The sequence below is a fragment of the Lysobacter sp. FW306-1B-D06B genome, from assembly GCF_038446665.1.
Classification (GTDB): Bacteria; Pseudomonadota; Gammaproteobacteria; order Xanthomonadales; family Xanthomonadaceae; genus Lysobacter_J.
On the sequence record NZ_CP151802.1, the window covers coordinates 751988 to 773185 of the forward strand.

20 protein-coding genes are annotated in these 21198 nt (G+C 67.1%); 13 read left to right on the forward strand and 7 right to left on the reverse strand.

What is annotated here, in order from left to right:
- Positions 1-2: 2 nt before the first annotated feature.
- Positions 3-749, forward strand: a complete 747-nt coding sequence (locus AAFF32_RS03460) for an ATP-binding cassette domain-containing protein (protein WP_342316499.1) — start codon at positions 3-5, stop codon at positions 747-749.
- Positions 746-1948, forward strand: a complete 1203-nt coding sequence (locus tag AAFF32_RS03465) for an ABC transporter permease (RefSeq protein ID WP_342316501.1) — start codon at positions 746-748, stop codon at positions 1946-1948. Before AAFF32_RS03460 ends, AAFF32_RS03465 begins: the two co-directional genes overlap by 4 nt.
- Before the next feature lie 370 nt (positions 1949-2318).
- On the opposite strand, the gene AAFF32_RS03470 is transcribed toward AAFF32_RS03465, so the two are convergent.
- The 7 genes from AAFF32_RS03470 to rpmH all read right to left on the reverse strand — a co-directional run bounded on the left by AAFF32_RS03470 (position 2319) and on the right by rpmH (position 8735).
- Positions 2319-3365 carry an energy transducer TonB gene (locus AAFF32_RS03470; RefSeq protein ID WP_216964941.1) on the reverse strand — a complete coding sequence of 349 codons (1047 nt, stop codon included), beginning with the start codon at positions 3363-3365 and terminating at the stop codon, positions 2319-2321.
- 92 nt (positions 3366-3457) lie between these two features.
- Positions 3458-4732, reverse strand: a complete 1275-nt coding sequence (gene ubiM / locus AAFF32_RS03475; protein ID WP_342316502.1) for a 5-demethoxyubiquinol-8 5-hydroxylase UbiM — start codon at positions 4730-4732, stop codon at positions 3458-3460.
- Positions 4733-4819: 87 nt separating this feature from the next.
- Entirely contained in the window at positions 4820-6166 is a 1347-nt protein-coding gene (gene mnmE / locus AAFF32_RS03480) for a tRNA uridine-5-carboxymethylaminomethyl(34) synthesis GTPase MnmE (protein ID WP_342316504.1), read from the reverse strand.
- The gene (locus AAFF32_RS03485; RefSeq protein WP_256448141.1) at positions 6156-6284 is read right to left on the reverse strand and encodes a hypothetical protein; all 129 of its coding nucleotides are present in this window, start codon (positions 6282-6284) and stop codon (positions 6156-6158) included. The genes mnmE and AAFF32_RS03485 overlap by 11 nt, the downstream gene beginning before the upstream one ends.
- A gap of 132 nt (positions 6285-6416) precedes the next feature.
- Entirely contained in the window at positions 6417-8090 is a 1674-nt protein-coding gene (gene yidC / locus AAFF32_RS03490; RefSeq protein WP_216964936.1) for a membrane protein insertase YidC, read from the reverse strand.
- Between the two features lie 15 nt (positions 8091-8105).
- The gene (gene rnpA, locus AAFF32_RS03495) at positions 8106-8537 is read right to left on the reverse strand and encodes a ribonuclease P protein component (RefSeq protein ID WP_216964934.1); all 432 of its coding nucleotides are present in this window, start codon (positions 8535-8537) and stop codon (positions 8106-8108) included.
- Positions 8538-8594: 57 nt separating this feature from the next.
- Positions 8595-8735 carry a 50S ribosomal protein L34 gene (rpmH, locus tag AAFF32_RS03500; RefSeq protein WP_027083663.1) on the reverse strand — a complete coding sequence of 47 codons (141 nt, stop codon included), beginning with the start codon at positions 8733-8735 and terminating at the stop codon, positions 8595-8597.
- A 526-nt stretch (positions 8736-9261) separates the two neighbouring features.
- On the opposite strand from rpmH, the gene dnaA reads away from it, so the two are divergent.
- From dnaA to AAFF32_RS03555, 11 genes are all read left to right on the forward strand, one after another.
- A complete protein-coding gene (gene dnaA / locus AAFF32_RS03505) occupies positions 9262-10593 on the forward strand; it encodes a chromosomal replication initiator protein DnaA (protein ID WP_216964932.1) in 1332 nt (443 codons plus the stop codon).
- A 301-nt stretch (positions 10594-10894) separates the two neighbouring features.
- The gene (gene dnaN, locus AAFF32_RS03510) at positions 10895-11995 is read left to right on the forward strand and encodes a DNA polymerase III subunit beta (RefSeq protein WP_216964930.1); all 1101 of its coding nucleotides are present in this window, start codon (positions 10895-10897) and stop codon (positions 11993-11995) included.
- A gap of 78 nt (positions 11996-12073) precedes the next feature.
- Positions 12074-13180 (forward strand): DNA replication/repair protein RecF, encoded by a 1107-nt coding sequence (recF, locus tag AAFF32_RS03515; protein ID WP_342316505.1) that lies wholly within the window; start codon positions 12074-12076, stop codon positions 13178-13180.
- Positions 13181-13315: 135 nt separating this feature from the next.
- Complete coding sequence (gene gyrB / locus AAFF32_RS03520) at positions 13316-15781, forward strand: DNA topoisomerase (ATP-hydrolyzing) subunit B (protein WP_342316506.1); 2466 nt, start codon at positions 13316-13318, stop codon at positions 15779-15781.
- A 124-nt stretch (positions 15782-15905) separates the two neighbouring features.
- Positions 15906-16709, forward strand: a complete 804-nt coding sequence (locus AAFF32_RS03525) for a M48 family metallopeptidase (protein WP_216964925.1) — start codon at positions 15906-15908, stop codon at positions 16707-16709.
- Positions 16710-16838: 129 nt separating this feature from the next.
- A complete protein-coding gene (locus AAFF32_RS03530; protein WP_342316507.1) occupies positions 16839-18053 on the forward strand; it encodes a tetratricopeptide repeat protein in 1215 nt (404 codons plus the stop codon).
- Positions 18054-18202: 149 nt separating this feature from the next.
- Positions 18203-18877 (forward strand): energy transducer TonB, encoded by a 675-nt coding sequence (locus AAFF32_RS03535; RefSeq protein ID WP_216964922.1) that lies wholly within the window; start codon positions 18203-18205, stop codon positions 18875-18877.
- A gap of 72 nt (positions 18878-18949) precedes the next feature.
- Entirely contained in the window at positions 18950-19702 is a 753-nt protein-coding gene (locus AAFF32_RS03540; RefSeq protein WP_216964920.1) for a MotA/TolQ/ExbB proton channel family protein, read from the forward strand.
- Between the two features lie 46 nt (positions 19703-19748).
- A complete protein-coding gene (locus AAFF32_RS03545; RefSeq protein ID WP_216964918.1) occupies positions 19749-20168 on the forward strand; it encodes a biopolymer transporter ExbD in 420 nt (139 codons plus the stop codon).
- A gap of 15 nt (positions 20169-20183) precedes the next feature.
- Positions 20184-20597: a biopolymer transporter ExbD gene (locus AAFF32_RS03550; protein WP_216964916.1), complete on the forward strand. Its 414-nt coding sequence runs from the start codon at positions 20184-20186 to the stop codon at positions 20595-20597.
- 168 nt (positions 20598-20765) lie between these two features.
- Positions 20766-21182 (forward strand): biopolymer transporter ExbD, encoded by a 417-nt coding sequence (locus AAFF32_RS03555; RefSeq protein WP_216964915.1) that lies wholly within the window; start codon positions 20766-20768, stop codon positions 21180-21182.
- The last annotated feature ends 16 nt before the right edge of the window (positions 21183-21198 follow it).

A 21198-nucleotide genomic window follows, 5' to 3' on the forward strand; every position in this document is an offset into this window, starting at 1 on the left:
GCATGATCTTCGCCCAGGACCTGCACAAGACGTTCAAGACCCGCACCGGGCCCGTGCGCGCCGTCGATGGCGTGCACTTCGAGGCGCGCGACGGCGAGATCACCGGCCTGCTCGGCCCCAACGGCGCCGGCAAGACCACGACCCTGCGCATGCTCTACACGCTGATGACGCCCGATGCCGGACAGGTGCTGGTGGACGGCGTGGATGCCGCGCGTGATCCGGCCGCAGTGCGGCGCGCGCTCGGCGTGCTGCCGGACGCGCGCGGCGTGTACAAGCGCCTGACCGCGCGCGAGAACATCGCCTACTTCGGCGAGCTGCACGGCATGTCGAAGCAGGCCATCGCGCAGCGCACGCAGGTGCTGGCCGATGCGTTGCAGATGCACGACATCCTGGATCGCCAGACCGAAGGGTTCTCGCAGGGCCAGCGCACCAAGACCGCGATCGCGCGCGCCCTGGTGCACGACCCGCGCAACGTGATCCTGGATGAACCGACCAACGGCCTGGACGTGATGACCACGCGCGCGATGCGCGGGTTCCTGCAACAACTGCGCGAGGAAGGACGCTGCGTGATCTTCTCCAGTCACATCATGCAGGAGGTGGCGGCGCTGTGCGATCGCATCGTGATCATCGCGCAGGGCCAGGTCGTCGCATCCGGCACTGCCGATGAGCTGCGCGCGCAGACGGGCGAGGCGAACCTGGAGGACGCGTTCGTCAAGGCGATCGGTTCGGACGAGGGCCTGCACGCATGAGTGCGACGACGGCCCGCTCGGGAATGTTCGCCGCGATGTGGGCGGTGATGCGCAAGGAGCTGCGCGACATCTCGCGCGACCGGCGCACGCTGGCGCTGGCGCTGTTGCTCGGGCCACTGCTGTATCCGGCGCTGATGATCGGCATGAGTTCGCTCGCCGAATCGCGCGCACGCACGCAGCTCGACAGCGTGCTGGAGGTGCCCACCGTCGGCATCGAACGCGCGCCGAACCTGGTGGCGTTCCTTGCCACGCAGGGCATCCGCGCGGTGAAGGCGCCGGAGGACGTGGACGCGGCGATCGTGCGGCAGGAAGTGGACGTGGCGTTGCGCATCGATCCGGACTACGGCAACGACTGGCGCGCGGGCAAGCCGGCGCTGGTGGAGATCGTCTCCGATACGACGCGTCGCGACAGTGAGATTCCCGGCGCGCGCGTGCGCGCCGCATTGGCGGCGTACCGCGATCAGGTCGGTGCGCTGCGGTTGCTGGCGCGCGGCATCGATCCGTCGATCACGCGCGCCGTCAGCGTGGGCAGCCGCGACCTGGCCAGCGAGGACGCCAAGCGCGGGCTGCTGCTGTCGGCGATCATGCCGTACCTGCTGATCCTGCTGTCCTTCATCGGCGGCGCGCACTTGATCATGGACGCCACCGCCGGCGAGCGCGAACGTCAGTCCATCGAACCGTTGCTGGCCACGCCTGCTTCGCGTGGCGCCATCGTCAGCGGCAAGATCGCGGCGGCGTGCGCGATGGGACTGCTCTCGCTGGTGCTGACGTTGCTGGCATTCAAGATCAGTGCGCAGATGGGCACGGGCGTGGGCCGCATGTTCGATGTGAGCTTCACCGCGATCGGCCGCATGCTGCTGGTGCTGCTGCCGATGCTGTTCATCGGTACCACGCTGCTGACGTGGTTGTCGGCCGCGGCCAAGAGCATGAAGGAAGCGCAGAGCCACATGACCTGGCTGATGCTGCTGCCGATGATTCCGACGATCGCGCTGATGGTGAATCCGGTGAAGACGCAGCCGTGGCAGTTCATGGTGCCCTTCCTCGCGCAGAACCAGATGCTGCTGAAGGTGATCCGCGGCGAGGTCATCGACCTGCGCACCTGGGCGATTTACCTGGGCACGGGATTCGCCGTGGCGGCGCTGCTGTGGTTCGCGGCGGTGCGGCGTTATCACCAGGAGCGGTTGGCGATCTCCGGGTGAGACCAAGCGCTTGCGCGGCGCTGCCGCGTGCCGGACGACCGGCCATGGATGGCCGGGCCGCGCTGTCCGGGGCCGGGTGCGTCGCGCCATGGACGGCGGCAGCCTCCTGATCGAAGTGGCTTCACCACGCGGCAGCAGATGGTTTCCAGCTTGCGCTGGAATGACGATGGGAGGGCCCATGGCGAAATGCCCGGACGTTGCGGGCCTGGGTCCCGGCCTTCGCCGGGATGACGTTGAAGGGGCTTCGCCGCTAACGCGGAATGCGCACAAAGAAAAAGGCCCGGCTTGCGCCGGGCCTTCCCTTGCAACGTGCTTCGCGGAGCGCCCGCGGTGAGCGTCAGTCCCCCAACCTTCGCTCGCCGCGCGGCGATCAGCTCTGCGGGTTGAAGCCGATGGTACGGCGCGTGGTGACCGGTGCATCCACCGGCTGGAAGCGCCACTTGCGCACGGCGTTGACTGCTTCGCGGTCGAAGATGCGCGCCGGATTGGAACGCACCACGCGCGCGGCCGTGACCGAGCCGTCGGTACCGACGGTGAACTCGACCTGCACCTCCCCCGAGGTGCCGGCGCGGAGTGCTTCCGGCGGATAACGCGGCGGCGGCATCGACAGCGGACGCAGGTCGCTGGCATCCGCGGTGGCCGGCGTCGCGGCGGCCTGGCGGGCGGCGGCGGCACGGGCGTCGGCGGCGCGCTGTTCGGCAGCGCGGGCCTCGGCGGCACGCTGCTGTTCGGCGGCGCGGTCGGCGGCGGCCTTGTCGTCGGCCTGCTTGCTGGCGGCCTGCTGCGCGGCGAGCTGCTTGGCGGCGTCTTCCTGCTGCTTCTTCTGGTCTTCCAGGCGCTTCTTCTCGAGTTCGACCTTCTTCTTGGCCTCTTCCTCGGCGGTCAGCTGCTGCTGGGCCGCACGCTTGGTCGTCGCGTCCTGCTGCGCGGCGATGCTGGTCTTCAGTCGGGCCAGGGCCGGATGCTGGGCATCGGCCTTCTCGAGCAGGGCGGCCAGTCGCTGGGCTTCGATGAAGTCCTCACGATTGACGCTCTGTTCGATGGCGATGACCGTCATCGGCAGCAGGTCGGTGAGTGCGCTGGAGACCGCGGCGTCCCCCGGCGCCTTGTCGCGTAGCGCCAGGTAGTACTCGACCGCGTTGTCCTCGGCCGGTGCGTACAGGCGGTTCTCCGCGTAGGCCTTGCGGGCGGCCTCGCGCAGCTGGTCCGCGGTCAGGGCCGACACCTTGGCCGATACCGCGGTTTCCGCGGTTACCGCGGGAGCGGCCGCCGTGGCGACCGGTGCAGCCGCGCCTTCCGGTGCGGGCTCTTCTTTCTGGCAGGCGGCCAGCGCGCAGCACAGGGCAAGCGCGACGGACAGCTGCGATACGACAGACAATCGGCGCGCACGCCGGTCTTGTGGATTAACGAACGTCATTGGCAAAGCTCCCCTGAAGTGCGCCGTCACGAGCACACGGGCACTAGATCGCGTGAGCGGCCCATGTTTGTCAAGCGAACGACGCCTTGAGCCTACCATCGGTCGGCCGCTCGTGGCCGGCCATCGCCCTGTTCAGTGCGGTCATGGCGTCCTGTAACGCGGCTTCCGGCAGGGTCCCGATCGGCCAGCAACGCCGCCAGCAGACGCCGGAATGGCGGAAAAGAAGCGCTGGCGCGCAGCACCCCGGCGCGCAGGGCGCGGGCCGGGGGGCGATCGTCGGTAAACAGCCCGACGACGCCGCGCGTGGCCAGATGCAACGGCGCGGTGGCCCGGCGATGGCCCCGGTCGTAGCGGTCCAGCAGCGCGGATGCGCCGGGATCGGCGCCGCTGGCGGCCGCATTGCGCAATAGCCCCGCGAGCCGTTCCACGCCGAGCAGCCCCAGGTTGAATCCGTGCGCCGTGACCGGATGCATGCCGACGGCGGCGTCGCCCACCAGCGCCACGCGCGTGGCGGCGAATCGCGTCGCCCAGGCGCCGACCAGCGGGTAGACGTGACGCGTGCCGACCTCCGAGACGGCGCCGAGCCGGCCATCGCACCGGCGCTCGATCTCCGTGGCGAAGGCCTCGTCGTCCAGCGCCTGCACAGCGCGCATCTGCGCGCCCGGCAGGGTGAGCACGATCGACGAGCGGCGGCCTTCCGGTGCGGCTCGACCCAACGGCAGGCGCGCGAGCGTGTGGCCGTGATCGAACCATTCCCAGGCGATGTCTTCGTGCGGTCGCTCGTGCGTCACCCGACACACGAGCATGGAACGGCCGAAGTCGTGCATGCGCGTGGCGATGCCCAGGGCGCGACGCGTCTCGGAGAAACGACCGTCGGCGGCGACCAACAGGCGGGAGGCGAACACGCGCCCGTCGTCGAGGCGGACCCGGGCGGTCGCGGCGTCGGTGTCGACGGCGGCCACACGGACGCCGGCCAGCAATTCGACATCGGGCGAGGCGGCTACGCACTCGAACGCCGCCGCGCGAATCGCGTGGTTCGGCACCAGCCAGCCGAGCGGGTCGGCGCCGGGATCGGAAGGGCCGATCTCCAGGGCGTCGTGGCTCGCGCCGTTGAACACGCGGGCCTGGCGCAGCGGATGCGCCTGGTCGGCCGGCAAGCGATTCCACAGCTGCAACCGTTGCAGGAAACGCACCGATCGCTGCGTGAGGCCGATCTCGCGGCCGTCGAACGCCGGCGCGCGCAATGCGGCTTCGGGCTCGCGGTCCAGCACGGTGATGCGCAGGCCGGTCCCGGAAAGCGCGCGGGCCAGGCACAGCCCCGCGGGGCCGGCGCCGATGATGGTTACGTCGGTGTCGATGGTCTGCATGTCGCACTCGCGCGGGGAACCGGCCCGCACTGTGCGCCCGCGTGGGTTGCCGGTGCCTTGATCCGCGTCAAAGCGCCCGGGCGGGCCTCATTTCCCGATGCAGAATCTGGAGAAGATGTGGCCCAGCAGATCGTCGGCGTGGACGCGGCCGGTGATTTCGCCGAGCGCGTCGTGCGCCAGGCGCAGCGATTCGGCGGCGAGGTCGAGTGCTTCACGGTCCAGCTCGACGCGGGCCTGGGCGAGGTGTTCGCGCGCGATGGCGAGCGCGTCGACATGGCGCGCGCGTGCGGTGAAGGCACCTTCGCCCGCCTCCTCCGCATTGCCTTGTGCGAGCTGGCGCAGTTTCGCGTGCAGCGCGTCGATGCCGGCGCCCGTGCGCGCGGACACCTGCAGTGCATCGGGCTCGCCGGGCGCAACGGTGTCGAGCAGATCGGCCTTGTTGTGGATCCACACGCGCAGCGGCACGTCGGCGATGGCGTCGGCAACCGCCGCGCGACCGCCGTCCGGATCGCGTGCATCGAGCACGACGAGGGCGAGGTCGGCGCGCTGGAGTTCACCGCGTGCGCGGCGCATGCCTTCGCGCTCGATCGCATCACCGCCGTCGCGCAGGCCGGCGGTGTCGACCAGGGTGAGCTCGACGCCGTCGATGCGGATCGTCTCGTGCAGCAGGTCGCGCGTGGTGCCGGCGATGTCGGTGACGATGGCGCGGTCGCTGCCGGCGAGCACGTTGAGCAACGAACTCTTGCCGGCATTGGGCGGGCCCACGATCACCGCGTGGACACCGTCGCGCAGGCGGCGGCCGCGTTCGGCCGCCTTGAGCAGTTCCTCGAGCGCGAGCGTCGTGTCGGCCAGGCGCGCGCGCAGCTGGGCGCCACCGAGGGTGTCGATGGGTTCGTCGGCGAAGTCGATCGCGGCTTCGACATGCACGCGGATCGCGAGCAGTTCCTCGCCGATGGCGTCCACGCGGCGCGAGAACTCCCCGTCCAGCGCGCGGCGTGCCGCACGCGCGGCGCGCACGTCGGCGGCGGCGATGAGATCGGCGACGGCTTCGGCCTGGGCGAGGTCGAGGCGGCCTTCGAGGAAGGCGCGCTCGCTGAATTCGCCCGGTCGCGCGCGGCGTGCGCCGAGCGCGACGCAACGCGCGACCAGCTCGTGCAGCACCGCGGGACTGCCGTGCGCCTGCAGCTCGACCACGTCCTCGCCGGTGTAGCTGGCGGGCGAGGCGAAGAACAGCGCGATGCCGTCGTCGAGGGTCTCGCCCTGCGCATCGTGGAAGCGGACGTAGTGCGCCTGGCGCGGCGTGAGCGCGCGGCCGGCCACGGCTTCGGCGATGGTGCGCGAACGCGGACCCGACAGCCGCACGATGCCGACACCGCCTGCGCCCGGTGCGGTGGCTATGGCTGCGATGGTGTCGCGGTGTGCATCAGTCGGCATTGGGGTCGGGGTACTCCGTGAGGAATCGGCGTGCCTGGTCCATCGATTCTTCATCCTCGAAGACCATTTCGTGCAGCCAGTCGTGCGGGTTGGGCCGTCCTTCGAACGGGTGATCCATGCTGTTACTCCGGATGTGAGTAACAGTTCTTTTATCGCCCGGATCCGCCGACCAAAGTTAGAACAGCTTCGGCCCGCAAAAAAGAAGCCCGCCTTGCGGCGGGCTTCCATCTTCACTGTCCAGTCCGGACGATCAGGCCGCCTTGGCCGGCGCGTCGCTGTACTTCTTGATCATCCACCACTGCTGCAGCAGGCCCAGCGCGCCGTTGGTGACCCAGTACAGCACCAGACCGGCCGGGAAGAAGGCGAACATCACGCCGAACACCAGCGGCATGAACTGCATCATCTTGGCCTGCATGGGGTCCATGCCGGTGGTCGGGTTGAGCTTCTGCGTGAACCACATCACCGCGACGTTGATGATCGGCAGGATGAAGTACGGGTCGCGCGAGGTCAGGTCGGTGATCCAGCCGATCCACGGCGCGTGGCGCAGTTCCACCGACTCCGACAGCATCCAGTACAGCGCCAGGAACACCGGCATCTGCAGCAGGATCGGCAGGCAGCCGCCGACCGGGTTGATCTTCTCTTTCTTGTACAGCTCCATCATCGCCATCTGGAGCTTCTGCTTGTCGTCGCCGTAGCGCTCCTTGAGCTGCGCCATGCGCGGCTGGAACTTGCGCATCTTCGCCATCGACTTGTACTGCGCGGCCGACAGCGGGTACATCGCCAGCTTGATCAGGAACACCAGGCCGACGATCGCCCAGCCCCAATTGCCGACCAGACCGTAGATCTTCTCCAGCACCCAGAACAGCCAGCCGGCGATGGTGGCCATCACGCTGAAGCGGCTGAAGTCGATCGCGCGGTCCAGGCCCGGCACGTTCTGCGCTTCGATCGCCTTGACCAGCTTCGGGCCGACCCACAGGCGCGCGGAGGTTTCCACCGACTTGCCCGGCTCCACGGTGAAGGCCGGGCCCTTGGCGGAGATCGTGTACCGGCCGTCGGCCTGGCTCAGCGAGAACAGCGCGGCCTGGTCGGGCTGCGGGATCCAGCTGCTGAAGAAGTGGTGCTGGAGCATGCCGATCCAGCCGCCGGTGCTCTGCTGGTCGAGCGGACCGTCGCCGGCGAAGTCTTCGTACTTGCGGCGGTCGTACTTGTCGGTGGTCGTGTACCACGCGGCGCCCTGGAAGCTGTACTGCTCGGCGCTCATCGGGCCCTTCTTCACCAGCGCGCGCGGGACGCGGCTGAGATCGCGATAGACGTATCCCTGCCACGGCGCGGTGCCGGCGTTGACGACTTCATCCTTGATCTTCACCACGTAATCGCCGCGGGTGAAGGTGAAGGTGCGGCGGATGGTCACGCCGTTCGGGCCGTTCCACACGAACGGCACGGAGACGTTGCGCTCGCCCTGCGCGAGGGTGAACTCGCGCGCGGCGCCTTCGGGCACGAACACCGAGCGCGTCGCCGCGGGCCCCTGCTCGATCCAGCCGCTGCGGGCAACGAAGAAGTTGGTGGCGTCGTCGGCGAACAGGCGGACCGGCGGGCTGTCGCGGTCGGCCGTCATCGGGAACTTCAACAGATCGGCCTGGCGCAGTTCGCCGCCGTCCATGACGACCTTGAGCACGTCGGTGGTGACCGTCACCGTGGGCACGGCCGCCGTGGCGGATGCGGCGGGCGTCGCCGCGGGCAGCGCGCCGGATGCGGACGGAATCGCGCCGGTGCCATCGGCCGCGGCGGGAACGGGCCCGCCGGCGACGGCGGTCGTCGTCTGGGCCTGGACCGGCGGGGCGGCCTTCTCCTTGCCCCACTCCATCCACAGCAGGGTCGCCACCATCAGCCAGGCGAAGATCAGGAAGACACGGGTCTGGTTCATGGGCGACAGGCAGGCTCAGCCGCGATCAACGTGCGGCGCAGGGGCGGAAGGGGAAGCGGCCGGCATTGTGCCGGGCGCGGGTGACAGGGGCAACGCGGCGGGCGTGAGGGCCCCGCTGCGCTGGAGCAGACCCTGGAAGGCGGCCACGAGTTCCGGGCCGCTGGCGGCGCGTGCGGCCGGTCGTGCGACCACGACGTAATCACCCGCGGCGAGCTGGTCGCGCAGGTGACGGAAGGTATCGCGTAGGACGCGCTTGATGCGATTGCGGCCGACGGCGTGAGGATCGACCTTGCGCGACACGGCCAGTCCCAGGCGTGCGGGCACGTCGCTGGCTTGCCAATGCAAAGCCAGCACGGGCAGCGCAACGCGCCGGCCGTGCTGGAAGATGCGGTCGAAATCGGATCGCGCGCGGACCCGCGCGCTGCGCGGGAAGCGGGCCGACGTCATGAAGCGTTACCGGCGAGGGGCCGGTGGGCTGCTGCCGTGAAACGGCAGCGGCGGCGCTCAGGCGGTGAGACGCTTGCGGCCCTTGGCGCGACGACGGGCAAGAATCTTGCGGCCATCGGCGGTCGCCATGCGGGCACGGAAGCCGTGGTCGCGCTTGCGCTTGAGGTTGCTGGGCTGATAGGTGCGCTTGGTGGCCATGGTCCGGCTCTGCGTAAACGACGTAAATGGACCGCGGATTCTAGCGGGCTTTGGACAATCCGGTCAACCCGGCGTCCGGGCCGCAACGTGCGGGCACGGCGCGGGTGCGCAGTGTACCGGGGATTCGTGCGTCCCAAGGGGAACCGCGCAGGGCAACGCCATTCGTCGGATTGCGCCACGAAACAACATGCCGACGCGGCATCTCGATCGGAACGAAGGGACCCAGCCCCCTGAGTCAGGGGGCGCTTCGCGCGCAGCGCGGAGCGGGGTCTGGGAGTGCGGGCATGGGGCCCAAAGTTCGCGTTGCGAACTTTGGGGGCGCAGCCGGCGGAGCCGGCCGCGCCTGTGGACTACCTGTTAACGGACCTGTGGACAAGTCCTGTTCCGCGCCCGGTCGCGGTGTTAGTCTGGCCGCCACCCCCCGACCCGTTCGCCGCGATTCGTACATCGCGCGGCGGGATGCTTTTCGCCGTGGTTTGCCGGCGCTTCGTCGCCGGTCGCTCAAGAGAAGAAGATTTCCGAACCGATGGATGCCTGGCCCCGCTGCCTCGAACGCCTTGAAGCCGAACTCCCGGCCGAGGATGTCCACACCTGGCTCAAGCCCCTGCAGGCGACCCAGCGCGATGACATGACGGTGCTCTACGCACCCAACGCTTTCGTCGTCGAACATGTGCGCGAACGCTACCTCTCGCGTATCCGCGAGCTGCTGGCCTACTTCGCCGGCAGCGGCGAGGTGAGCCTGGAGATCGGTTCCCTCCCGCGCGCCGCGCCGCCCGCACCGGAGCCGGCCGCACTGGTCGCGCCCACCACGCGTGCCGTGCCGAGCGAGCCGTTCAACGGCCACCTCGACAACCACTACACCTTCGAGAATTTCGTCGAGGGCCGAAGCAACCAGCTCGGCCGCGCCGCCGCCTGGCAGGCCTCGCTCAAGCCGGGCGACCGCTCCCACAACCCGCTGCTGCTGTACGGCGGCACGGGCCTGGGCAAGACGCACCTGATGTTCGCCGCCGGCAACGCCATGCGCGCGGCGAACCCGAAGATGCGCGTGCTCTATCTGCGCAGCGAGCAGTTCTTCAGCGCGATGATGAAGGCGCTGCAGGACAAGACCATGGACGCGTTCAAGCGCCAGTTCCAGCAGGTCGACGCGCTGCTGATCGACGACATCCAGTTCTTCGCCGGCAAGGACCGCACGCAGGAGGAGTTTTTCCACACCTTCAACGCGCTGTTCGACGGCAAGCAGCAGATCATCCTCACCTGCGACCGTTACCCGCGCGAAGTCGAAGGCCTGGAGCCGCGCCTGAAGTCGCGCCTGGCCTGGGGCCTGAGCGTGGCGATCGAGCCGCCGGACTTCGAGACGCGGGCGCAGATCGTGCTGTCCAAGGCTCAGGAGCGCGGCGCGCACATTCCCGAGGAAGTCGCGTTCCTGATCGCCAAGAAGATGCGCAGCAACGTGCGCGATCTGGAAGGCGCGCTCAACACGCTTGCCGCGCGCGCCAATTTCACCGGCCGCGCGATCACGGTGGAGTTCGCCCAGGAAACCCTGCGCGACCTGCTGCGCGCACAGCAGCAGGCCATCGGCATTCCCAACATCCAGAAGACCGTGGCGGACTACTACGGCCTGCAGATGAAGGACCTGCTGTCCAAGCGCCGCACGCGCTCGCTGGCGCGCCCGCGCCAGATGGCGATGGCGCTGGCCAAGGAACTGACCGAACACAGCCTGCCGGAGATCGGCGACGCCTTCGCCGGCCGCGACCACACCACGGTGCTGCATGCCTGCCGTCAGATCCGCACGCTGATGGAGACCGACGGCAAGTTGCGCGAAGACTGGGACAAGCTGATCCGCAAGCTCAGCGAGTGAGGTCGAAGCGGTCGCAGCGCAAAGCGGCGGCCGCCGATACATACTTATCCCCGTTCGCGCGGGGCAAGCCGTGTATGGTGCGGGCACAAGTTGTGGACAGTTTCGACATCGCGCCGGTGCGCTAGAGTTGTCCACAGTTTGTCCGCTGGTTGCAGGGCCAGTTCTACCGAAGTTTCAACAGCAATAAAAATCTTGGTAATCAATAGCTTGGGGTGGTTTTCCCGGATTTTCGGCGACACCATCACCACCATGCTTTTGATTTATTCCACATACTTAGTAATGGCACGGGGACGGGGTCCGCATGCGTTTTTCCCTTCAACGCGAAGTCTTTCTCAAGCCGCTCGCTCAAGTCGTCAACGTTGTCGAGCGCCGCCAGACCCTGCCGGTGCTGGCCAATCTGCTGGTACAGGTGAAGGACGGACAGCTCTCGCTGACCGGCACCGACCTGGAAGTGGAGATGGTCTCTCGCGTACTGGTGGACGACGCGCAAGACGGCGAGACCACGATCCCGGCACGCAAGCTGTTCGAGATCGTTCGTGCCCTGCCCGACGGCAGCAAGGTCACCGTCTCGCAGTCGGCGGAAAAGATCACCGTCCAAGCGGGACGTTCGCGCTTCACGCTGTCGAGCCTGCCGGCCAATGATTTCCCGTCGATCGACGAGGTCGAGGCCAACGAGCGCGTCCGCGTGCCGGAAGCGGCACTGAAGGAACTGATCGAGCGCACCGCGTTTGCGATGGCGCAACAGGACGTGCGCTACTACCTCAACGGGTTGTTGTTCGACCTGCGCGAGTCCTCCCTGCGCTGCGTGGCCACCGACGGCCATCGCCTGGCGCTGTGCGAGTCGCCCCTGGAAAACGGCGGCCAGACCAAGCGCCAGCTGATCGTGCCGCGCAAGGGTGTGCAGGAACTGCAGCGTCTGCTGGAAGGCGGCGAGCGCGAGGTGGAACTGGAGATGGGCCGTGGCCATCTGCGCGTGAAGCGGGACGATGTCACCTTCACGAGCAAGCTCATCGATGGCCGTTTCCCGGATTACGAAGCGGTGATTCCGATCGGCGCCGACCGCGAGATCCGCATCGACCGCGAAGTGCTGCGTGCGTCGCTGCAGCGCGCTGCGATCCTGTCGAACGAGAAGTACCGCGGCGTGAGGCTGGAAGTCTCGCCGGGCCAGCTGAAGATCAGCGCCCATAACCCGGAGCAGGAAGAGGCGCAGGAAGAAGTCGAAGCCGACACCCGAGTCGACGACCTGGCGGTGGGCTTCAACGTGAACTACCTCCTCGACGCGCTGAGCGCGCTGAAGGACGAGCACGTGGTCATCGCCCTGCGCGACGCCAACTCCTCGGCCCTGGTGCGGGAAGCCGCGAACGATCGCTGCCGCCATGTCGTGATGCCGCTACGCCTCTAACCCGACGTTTCACGTGGAACATCGACGCCCGGCCTTGTGCCGGGCGTTTTGTTTTGTCGCTCCGCTAAACTGGGCCCAATGCACGTCACCCGACTTGAGCTGCGCCAACTGCGCCGTTTCCAGGAAGTCCGCCTCGATCCCGCCCCCGGCCTGAACCTCATCACCGGCGACAACGGCGCGGGCAAGACGTCCGTGCTCGAAGCCCTGCATCTGATGGCCTACGGCCGCAGTTTCCGGGGGCGGGTGCGGGATGGCTTGATCCGGGCGGGCGAACCGGGCCTGGAGGTCTTTGTCGAATGGCAGGAACGTCTGGGAACGCTGTCTTCAACGCCTTCAGGCGAGCGGACGCGCCGCGCGGGCCTTCGACATACCGGGCAGGAATGGACCGGCCGGCTGGACGGAGCCAGCGTCGGCCAGCTGGGCGAGCTCTGTGCGGCCTTGGCAGTGGTGACCTTTGAGCCCGGGAGCCATGCGCTGATCACCGGCGGTGGTGAATTCCGCCGGAGGTACCTCGATTGGGGACTGTTCCACGTGGAACATGACTTCCTGTTGATCTGGCGGCGCTACAACCGTGCACTCAAGCAGCGCAACGCACTCCTGAAGGCGCGGGCCCGGGATGCACAGCTTGATGCCTGGGATCATGAGCTGGCAGAAGCCGGCGAGCCGCTGGGCCGCTTCCGCGAGCGCTACCTCGATCTCCTCCAGCCCCGGTTCGAAGCCTTGCTCGCCGAGCTGGCCCCGGCGTTGGGCCTGAGCCGGATGGAGTACATCCCGGGCTGGCGTCGGGACGAGATGTCGTTAGCCGACGCGCTCCTGCTGGCACGTGACCGCGACGTGGCCTCGGGCTTCACCAGTGTCGGCCCGCACCGTGCGGATTGGCGGGTCGTGTTCGGTGCCCTTCCCGGCCGGGAGGCCCTGTCGCGCGGGCAATCGAAGCTGACCGCCCTGGCCGCCTTGCTGGCGCAGGCGGAGCACCACGATGCGGTGCAGGGCGAATGGCCGGTGGTGGCGCTGGACGACCTTGCATCCGAACTGGATCGCCACCATCAAGGTAGGGTCCTGGCTCGCCTCCAGGCCAGCGGCGCGCAGGTGTTCATCACCGGCACCGAGCGCCCACCGGGGCTTTCGATGGATACGCCGATTCATATGTTCCACGTGGAACAAGGCGCAGTCGTTCGCCGTTGAATCCTGATCCATCCCTCCCGACTGCTGGGTCAACCAGCGTCCGGAGTCCGACTGCTATACTCCCGATCACTATAGCTAATGTGTTTCGACGCGCCCGGCCCCGCCGACGACCGCGTCGACGGAGCCTGTTGCCGCATGACCCACATCGAGCACGATCCTTCGCAAGATCCGTCCGTCGCTACCCCCGTCGCTGCCCCCCAGACCTACGACTCCAGCAAGATCACGGTCCTGCGTGGTCTGGAAGCCGTGCGCAAGCGTCCGGGCATGTACATCGGCGACGTGCACGACGGCACCGGCCTGCACCACATGGTCTTCGAAGTGGTCGACAACTCGATCGACGAGGCGCTTGCCGGCCACGCGGACGAAGTGACGGTCACGCTGCACGTCGACGGCTCCTGCTCGGTGTCCGACAACGGCCGCGGCATTCCGGTGGACATCCACAAGGAAGAAGGCGTTTCGGCGGCTGAGGTGATCCTCACCGTGCTGCACGCAGGCGGCAAGTTCGACGACAACAGCTACAAGGTTTCCGGCGGCCTGCACGGCGTGGGCGTTTCCGTCGTAAACGCGCTGTCCGAAACCCTGTGGCTGGACATCTGGCGCGACGGCCACCACTACCAGCAGCAATACGCATTGGGCGAGCCGGTTTACCCGCTCAAGCAGCTTGAAGCCTCGGATCGTCGCGGCACGACGCTGCGCTTCCTGCCGGCCAAGGAAATCTTCACCGACATCGAATTCCACTACGACATCCTGGCCCGTCGTCTGCGCGAGCTGTCGTTCCTGAATTCCGGCGTCAAGATCACGCTCACCGACGAGCGCGGCGAAGGCAAGCGCGATGTCTTCCAGTACGCCGGCGGCATTGCCTCGTTCGTCGAACACCTGGCGCAGCTGAAGAACCCGCTGCATCCCAACGTTATCTCGGTGTCCGGCGAAATGAACGGCATCACGGTGGACGTCGCCCTGCAGTGGACCGACGCCTACCAGGAAACGATGTTCTGCTTCACCAACAACATCCCGCAGAAGGACGGCGGCACCCATCTCATCGGCTTCCGTGCCGCGCTCACGCGCACGTTGTCGAACTACATCGAACAGAACGGCATCGCCAAGCAGGCGAAGATCACGCTGTCGGGCGACGACATGCGCGAAGGCATGATCGCCGTGCTGTCGGTGAAGGTGCCCGACCCGAGCTTCTCCTCGCAAACGAAGGAGAAACTGGTCAGTTCCGAGGTTCGCCCGGTGGTTGAAAGCACGTTTGGCGCACGTTTGGAGGAGTTCCTGCAGGAACACCCCAACGAGGCGCGTGCCATCGCCGGCAAGATCGTCGACGCCGCCCGTGCACGCGAGGCTGCGCGCAAGGCGCGCGACCTGACGCGTCGCAAGGGTGCGCTCGACATCGCCGGCCTGCCCGGCAAGCTGGCCGACTGCCAGGAGAAGGACCCGGCGCTGTCCGAGCTCTTCATCGTCGAGGGTGACTCCGCAGGCGGCTCGGCCAAGCAGGGCCGCAACCGCAAGACGCAGGCGATCCTCCCGCTCAAGGGCAAGATCCTCAACGTCGAGCGCGCCCGCTTCGACCGCATGCTCGGCAGCGCGGAAGTCGGCACGTTGATCACCGCGCTCGGCACCGGCATCGGCAAGGACGAGTACAACCCGGACAAGCTGCGCTATCACCGCATCATCCTGATGACCGACGCGGACGTAGACGGCAGCCACATCCGCACGCTGCTGCTGACGTTCTTCTACCGGCAGATGCCGGAGCTGATCGAGCGCGGCCACGTCTACATCGGCCTGCCGCCCCTGTACAAGATCAAGCAGGGCAAGAACGAGCTCTACCTCAAGGACGACGCGGCGCTGGATGCGTACCTGGCGAACAACGCCGTCGAAGGCGCTTCGCTGGTGCCGGCCGTCAACGAGCCCGCGATCGAAGGCGCCGCGCTGGAGAAGCTGCTGCTGGCCTACGCCCATGCGCGCGAGGCGATCGCACGCAACGCGCATCGCTACGACCCGAGCGTGATCGAAGCGCTGATCGATTCGATCCCGCTCGATGCCGCCGCGCTGTCCGACCATGCCGCGCTGCGCCGCGAGTTCGACGCACTGGAAGGTCGCCTCAACCGCGGCGGCCTGGGCAGGCCGCGCTACAAGCTCGAGCTGCACGAAGGCGCCGGCCAGCCGGCACTGCTGGTCAAGCGCCTGCACATGGGCGAGGAACTGACGCAGGTGTTGCCGCTGTCGATCTTCGAAGCCGGCGAGCTGCGTTCGGTGCGCGAAGCGGCCGCCCAACTGCACGGGCTGATCCGCGAGGGCGCGCAGATCGTGCGTGGCAACCGCGCCCAGCCCATCAACAGCTTCGCCCAGGCGCAGACCTGGTTGCTGGAAGAAGCCAAGAAGGGCCGCCAGATCCAGCGTTTCAAGGGCCTGGGCGAAATGAACCCCGAGCAGCTGTGGGAGACCACGGTCAATCCCGAGACCCGCCGCCTGCTGCAGGTGCGGATCGAGGATGCCGTCGCGGCCGACCAGATCTTCGCCACGCTCATGGGCGATGTCGTCGAACCGCGTCGCGAGTTCATCGAAGACAACGCGCTCAAGGTCGCCAACCTCGACGTTTGATGCCCGCGCTGCGTGCCGGGGCGCCTGAACGGCCCCGGCCCCGTCGCGCGCGGCCGTTCAGCCCATTGACGACGTGTTAATCCGGCGGGGGCTACAACCCCAACAGCCACTTCAGGGTGCCCCCATGAAACGCGTATTGCTTGGCCTTGCCGTTGCCAGCCTGGTGGTCGCCTGCGCGACCACAACCTCACCCACCGGCCGCACCCAGTACGTCGGCGCGGTTTCCCAGGACCAGCTGAACCAGCTCGGCGCGCAGGCCTTTACCGAGGCCAAGGCCAAGCAGAAGCTCAGCGCGGATGCGCGCCAGAACGCCTACGTGCGCTGCGTCGCCAATGCCATCACGGCCCAGCTGCCGGCCGGCTGGCAGAGCCAGTGGGAAGTCGCCGTGTTCGATGACAGCTCGCCGAACGCCTTCGCCCTGCCCGGCGGCAAGATCGGCGTGAACACCGGCATCTTCACCGTGGCCAAGAACCAGGACCAGCTCGCGGCGGTGATCGCCCACGAGATCGGTCACGTCGTGTCCCGCCACCATGACGAGCGCATCACGCGCCAGCAGGGCACCTCCACACTGCTGGGCATCGGCAGCGCGATCCTCGGGACGGCCTATGGCTCAGGCGCCGGCAATGCGGCCAGCCAGGTCGGCGGCGCCGCGGCGCAGACCTTCTACCTGCTGCCCAACTCGCGCACGCAGGAGTCCGAGGCCGATGTGGTGGGCCAGCAGCTCGCCGCCAAGGCCGGCTTCGACCCCCGCCAGGCCGTGAATCTGTGGGAAAACATGATCGCCGCGGGGGGCAGCCGCCCGCCGCAGTGGCTCTCGACCCACCCGGACCCGCAATCGCGCATCAGCGAGCTGGGCGCACGGGCGGGCAGCCTGATGCCGACCTTCGAGCAGGCCCGCGCCTCGGGCCATACGCCGAAGTGCGGTTAACGAACCCGCGAATCCGGCACACAACCCCGTATCACAGGCCCGCGAGTTTCTGTTAGCGTGACGCCCCCCTGGCCCCGGTGCCATCGTCCCGCCCTGTCCATACGGGCGGCAGCAGATCTGAGGTGTTCGATGAACAAGTTTTCCCTCCGCAACCGCAGCATCCTGACCGCGGCCATTGGTGCCGTCCTGGTGCTCGGTGCGGTCAGCCAGGTCAATGCGCAGTCCGCGCAGGATCGCGCCGAGGAGCGCCGCTCGCGCCACGCGGAAAGCAAGCAGACCGCCAGCAAGCCGGCCGACGAGTACCCGAACGCCACGCGCCAGGTCGAGGCCAAGGCCTCGTCGAAGGGCGGCCCGAAGCTGCAGAAGATGATGAAGCTGTACGACGACGACAAGGCCGCCGAGGCCCGCGCCGCCGCGGACGAGATCATCGCCACCGAAGCCTTCAACGCATACGACCGTGCCTTCGCCGCTCAGATCGCGGCGCAGATTGCCTACGACGCCGATGACACCGCTGGCGCTAAGGCTTATCTGCAGAAGGCCATCGCCCTCAACGGCCTGGACAACAACGGCCATTTCGGCGCCATGTACATGCTCGCCCAGCTGCAGCTGCAGGATGAGCAGTACGCCGAATCGCTGAAGACCCTCGACACCTTCTTCGCCGAGACCAAGAGCACCAAGCCGGAGCAGCTCGTGGTGAAGGGCAACGCCCTCTACCGCATGGAGCGCTACCCGGAGGCCGCCGCGGTCCTCAAGCAGGCCATCGACGCCAGCCCGAACCCGAAGCCCGAGTGGCAGCAGTTGCTGATGGCCACCTACGCCGAGTCCGGCAACGCCGGTGAGGCCGCCAAGATGGCCGAAGCCGTCGCTGCCAAGAACCCGAACGACAAGCGTGCCCAGCTCAACCTGGCCGCCGTCTACCAGCAGGGCGAGCAGTACGACAAGTCGGCCGCTGTCCTCGAGAAGCTCCGCGCCAGCGGCCAGCTGACCGAAGACAAGGAGTACCGCCAGCTCTACGCCACGTACCTGAACATGGACGACAAGGAGAAGGAGGCCATCTCGGTCATCAACGACGGCCTGCAGAAGGGCATCCTCAAGCCCGACTACCAGACCTACCTGGCCCAGGCGCAGGCGTACTATTTCTCCGATCAGGCCGGCCCGGCGATCGATGCTTACAAGAAGGCCGCTCCTCTGGCACCCGATGGTGAGGCTTACCTGAACCTCGCCCGAGTGCTGTGGCAGGAAGATCGCGTCCCCGAGGCTAAGGAAGCCGCCAAACAGGCCGTCGCCAAGGGAGTTAAGAAGCCCGACGACGCCAAGAAGATCCTCGCGCTGCCAAGCAAGTAATCGGCAAAGCGAATCCACTGATTTGCGTGGTTCCACGGCCGCAAATTGGTATATGCTAGGAGGTTCCCGCGACTCGAATGGGTCACGGGAATCGTATCTGACGGCCCGAGGCGCCCTGGCGTCCGGAATTACCTCCCGAGCTACGGCGCATGACGCAAGACCTCGAAATTCACGCTAGAAACGACGACGACCGCGACGGTCTGAACTGGGCGCGTATCGCCGGTATCACGATCGCGATCGCCTTCCACGTCGCGGCACTGCTGCTGCTTCTTGCTCCTATGGCGCCTCCGGCCCAGCAGCAGAAGGAAGAGGAGGTTACGTTCGTCAACCTCATCAAGCCGCCGCCGCCGCCCCCGCCGCCGCCGCCGCCGCCGCCGGAACCGCCGAAGGAGCTGAAGCCACCGCCGAAGCTCACTCCGCCGCAACCGACGCCGTTGCCGCCGCCTCCGGAAGAGCCGCCGATCGTGGTGGACGACCCGAGTCCGGTGGACGTCCAGGCGCCGCCGCCGAGCCCCCCGTCGCCGCCCGCACCGGCCACGACGATTGGTTCGAGCGTCGACCCGTCCTCGAAGCGGCTCAACCCGCCCAAGTACCCGCCGACGGAAGCCCGTCAGGGTATTGGTGGCACGGTCGTGCTGATCATCACCATCGACGGCTCGGGCAACGTGCTCGACGTCTCGGTCGAGAAGTCCAGCCGCAACCGCAACCTCGACCGTGCTGCGATGGATGCCGCCCGGAAGTGGAAGTTCAACCCGGAAATGCAGAACGGCGTTGGCGTCACCAGCCGCGTCCGCGTCCCGGTCGATTTCGTCCCGCCGACCTGATCGGGGTCACGGGATTCGTAGCAAGCACTCCGTAACACACTCCTTTTCCACGACATTTCAAAGGTAAGCGTCATGCTGCAGGAAACCACCACCGCTGCGACTGCTGGAGGCTCCAACGCCCAGGCACTTCAGCAGATGAGCTTCGCGCATCTGTTGCAGAACTTCGACTTCGTCGGCTGGGTCGTCTTCATCACTCTGGCGATCATGTCGATCCTGTCGATCTACTGGATCGTTGTGAACTTCGTGAAGAACCTGCGCCTGCGCGCCAGTTCGGATCGCGTCGTCTCCACGTTCTGGGAAACCCCGAACGCGCAGGACGCCATCCGTTTCATGGAAGAGCAGGGCCGTTTCGAGCCGTTCTCGAAGATCGCCCTCGACGCCGCCCAGGCGGCTGCCCACCACCAGCGTCACGAAGGTTCGCGTCTCGTCGAGTCGCTGAACCGTTCGGAGTTCGTTGACCGCGCGCTGCGCCAGGGCGTGACCCGCGAGTCCTCGAAGCTGGAAGCCGGCCTGACCGTGCTCGCCACCGTCGGTTCGACCGCTCCGTTCGTCGGTCTGCTCGGCACCGTGTGGGGCATCTACCACGCCCTGATCCGCATCAGCGCGACCGGCCAGGCTTCGATCGACGCCGTCGCAGGTCCCGTGGGTGAAGCGCTGATCATGACCGCCATCGGTCTGTTCGTCGCGATCCCGGCGGTGCTGGCGTACAACTTCTTCACCCGCCTCAACCGCGTCACGAACAACAAGTTCGATACCTTCGCGCACGACCTGCATGACTTCTTCGCCACCGGCTCGCGCGTCGGCGAAGTGGCTGCGAAGCGCTAAGCACTCGTTCTAACGACATCCTCTTGCAGCAGGTTGGAGTCTCGTAATGGCCTTCAGTACTGGCGATAGCGGCGGCCCGATGGCCGAGATCAACGTCACGCCCCTCGTGGACGTGATGCTGGTTCTGCTCATCATCTTCATGATCACCGCGCCCCTGATGTCGCATAAGGTCCAGGTCGATCTTCCCGAAGCGAATCTGGACAAGCGCGACAATCAGGCTCCGCCCACTCCGCCGATCAGCATCACGGTGGAAGACAACGGCAGCCTGTATTGGAACGACGAGCCGGTGACCAAGGATCTGCTTGAGAGTCGTCTGTCGATCGAAGCTCAGAAGACCCCGCAGCCGGCGATCAACGTCCGCGGCGATAAGACGACCAAGTACCGCATCGTTTCCGAAGTGGTGCAGATTGCGCAGGCCCAGGGCATGCGCAAGGTCGGCTTCATGGCGCTCAAAGAACCTCGCTGATCCGGAGACCCAGTAATGGCATTTGCATCGAATTCCGGTGGCGGTCCGATGGCGGACATGAACGTCACGCCCCTCGTGGACGTGATGTTGGTTCTGCTGATCATCTTCATGGTGACGGCGCCCCCGCTGACGTATCCGATCGACGTCAACCTGCCGCAGAAGTCGCTGAACCCACCGCCGCAAACGCGCGAACCGCCGCCGCCGATCAGGCTGCGTATCGACGCGTCCGGACAGGTGTATTGGAATGACGCACCGCAGCCGATCACCGCGATCCAGGACATGATGAGGGCGGAGGTCCAGCGCGACCCGAGCAATCAGCCCATGCTCGAGATCGACACCAGCCCGGACGCCGATTACGGCATCCTGGCGAAGGTGCTGGCGCATGCGAAGAACGCCGATATGGAAAAGATCGGCTTTGTTCAGAACTGATTGACGCTTACCTGTCGTGAAAACGCCGCCTCCGGGCGGCGTTTTCTTTTGGGGCTCCGAGCGCCGGAGTGTGAACGCAGACTGGCTGTGCCCCGTCCCCGTCCCCTTGCGGGTTTCGCGGCGCCAGGTTTAGCGTGGAACCGGGCATGGGGCCCTCGGGAGGTTGCAATGGCTGCTTCCGTTTTCCGTGATTCCCAGCATTCCCACCGCGGCCACGTCGAGGTCGCCCAGATCAACATCACCCCGCTGGTCGACGTAATGCTGGTCCTGTTGGTCATCTTCATGGTGGCCACGCCCGTGATGACCGGGCAGATCGACCTTCGCATCCCGCAAGCCACTGACTCGTCCACCCGGACCAAACCACCGCCGCGCGTGGAGCTCAAGGTCGAAGGCAATGACCGCTTCACGCTCGACGGCGTGGCCCTGACCCGCGCCGAACTCCCGCAGGCCCTGCGCGAGCTGGCCCAGGCCGAACAGCGGCCGATCGTGCAGATCAGCGCGAACGCGGACGCGGACTACCAGGACTTCGCCTGGACGCTGGCCGAGGCCCAGCACAACGGCGTGCGCGACATCGCCTGGCAGTGATGCACCGGGCGCCCGC

What these genes read in the sequence shown, in the direction of transcription:
- AAFF32_RS03555 (WP_216964915.1), top strand. Translation starts at nt 20,766, where the DNA reads ATGGCTGCTTCCGTTTTCCGTGATTCCCAGCATTCCCACCGCGGCCAC.
- rnpA (WP_216964934.1), bottom strand. Translation starts at nt 8,537, where the DNA reads ATGACGTCGGCCCGCTTCCCGCGCAGCGCGCGGGTCCGCGCGCGATCC.
- yidC (WP_216964936.1), bottom strand. Translation starts at nt 8,090, where the DNA reads ATGAACCAGACCCGTGTCTTCCTGATCTTCGCCTGGCTGATGGTGGCG.
- AAFF32_RS03460 (WP_342316499.1), top strand. Translation starts at nt 3, where the DNA reads ATGATCTTCGCCCAGGACCTGCACAAGACGTTCAAGACCCGCACCGGG.
- dnaN (WP_216964930.1), top strand. Translation starts at nt 10,895, where the DNA reads ATGCGTTTTTCCCTTCAACGCGAAGTCTTTCTCAAGCCGCTCGCTCAA.
- AAFF32_RS03525 (WP_216964925.1), top strand. Translation starts at nt 15,906, where the DNA reads ATGAAACGCGTATTGCTTGGCCTTGCCGTTGCCAGCCTGGTGGTCGCC.
- AAFF32_RS03540 (WP_216964920.1), top strand. Translation starts at nt 18,950, where the DNA reads ATGCTGCAGGAAACCACCACCGCTGCGACTGCTGGAGGCTCCAACGCC.
- gyrB (WP_342316506.1), top strand. Translation starts at nt 13,316, where the DNA reads ATGACCCACATCGAGCACGATCCTTCGCAAGATCCGTCCGTCGCTACC.
- rpmH (WP_027083663.1), bottom strand. Translation starts at nt 8,735, where the DNA reads ATGGCCACCAAGCGCACCTATCAGCCCAGCAACCTCAAGCGCAAGCGC.
- AAFF32_RS03485 (WP_256448141.1), bottom strand. Translation starts at nt 6,284, where the DNA reads ATGGATCACCCGTTCGAAGGACGGCCCAACCCGCACGACTGGCTGCAC.
- AAFF32_RS03550 (WP_216964916.1), top strand. Translation starts at nt 20,184, where the DNA reads ATGGCATTTGCATCGAATTCCGGTGGCGGTCCGATGGCGGACATGAAC.
- recF (WP_342316505.1), top strand. Translation starts at nt 12,074, where the DNA reads ATGCACGTCACCCGACTTGAGCTGCGCCAACTGCGCCGTTTCCAGGAA.
- AAFF32_RS03470 (WP_216964941.1), bottom strand. Translation starts at nt 3,365, where the DNA reads ATGACGTTCGTTAATCCACAAGACCGGCGTGCGCGCCGATTGTCTGTC.
- AAFF32_RS03530 (WP_342316507.1), top strand. Translation starts at nt 16,839, where the DNA reads ATGAACAAGTTTTCCCTCCGCAACCGCAGCATCCTGACCGCGGCCATT.
- dnaA (WP_216964932.1), top strand. Translation starts at nt 9,262, where the DNA reads ATGGATGCCTGGCCCCGCTGCCTCGAACGCCTTGAAGCCGAACTCCCG.
- ubiM (WP_342316502.1), bottom strand. Translation starts at nt 4,732, where the DNA reads ATGCAGACCATCGACACCGACGTAACCATCATCGGCGCCGGCCCCGCG.
- AAFF32_RS03545 (WP_216964918.1), top strand. Translation starts at nt 19,749, where the DNA reads ATGGCCTTCAGTACTGGCGATAGCGGCGGCCCGATGGCCGAGATCAAC.
- AAFF32_RS03465 (WP_342316501.1), top strand. Translation starts at nt 746, where the DNA reads ATGAGTGCGACGACGGCCCGCTCGGGAATGTTCGCCGCGATGTGGGCG.
- AAFF32_RS03535 (WP_216964922.1), top strand. Translation starts at nt 18,203, where the DNA reads ATGACGCAAGACCTCGAAATTCACGCTAGAAACGACGACGACCGCGAC.
- mnmE (WP_342316504.1), bottom strand. Translation starts at nt 6,166, where the DNA reads ATGCCGACTGATGCACACCGCGACACCATCGCAGCCATAGCCACCGCA.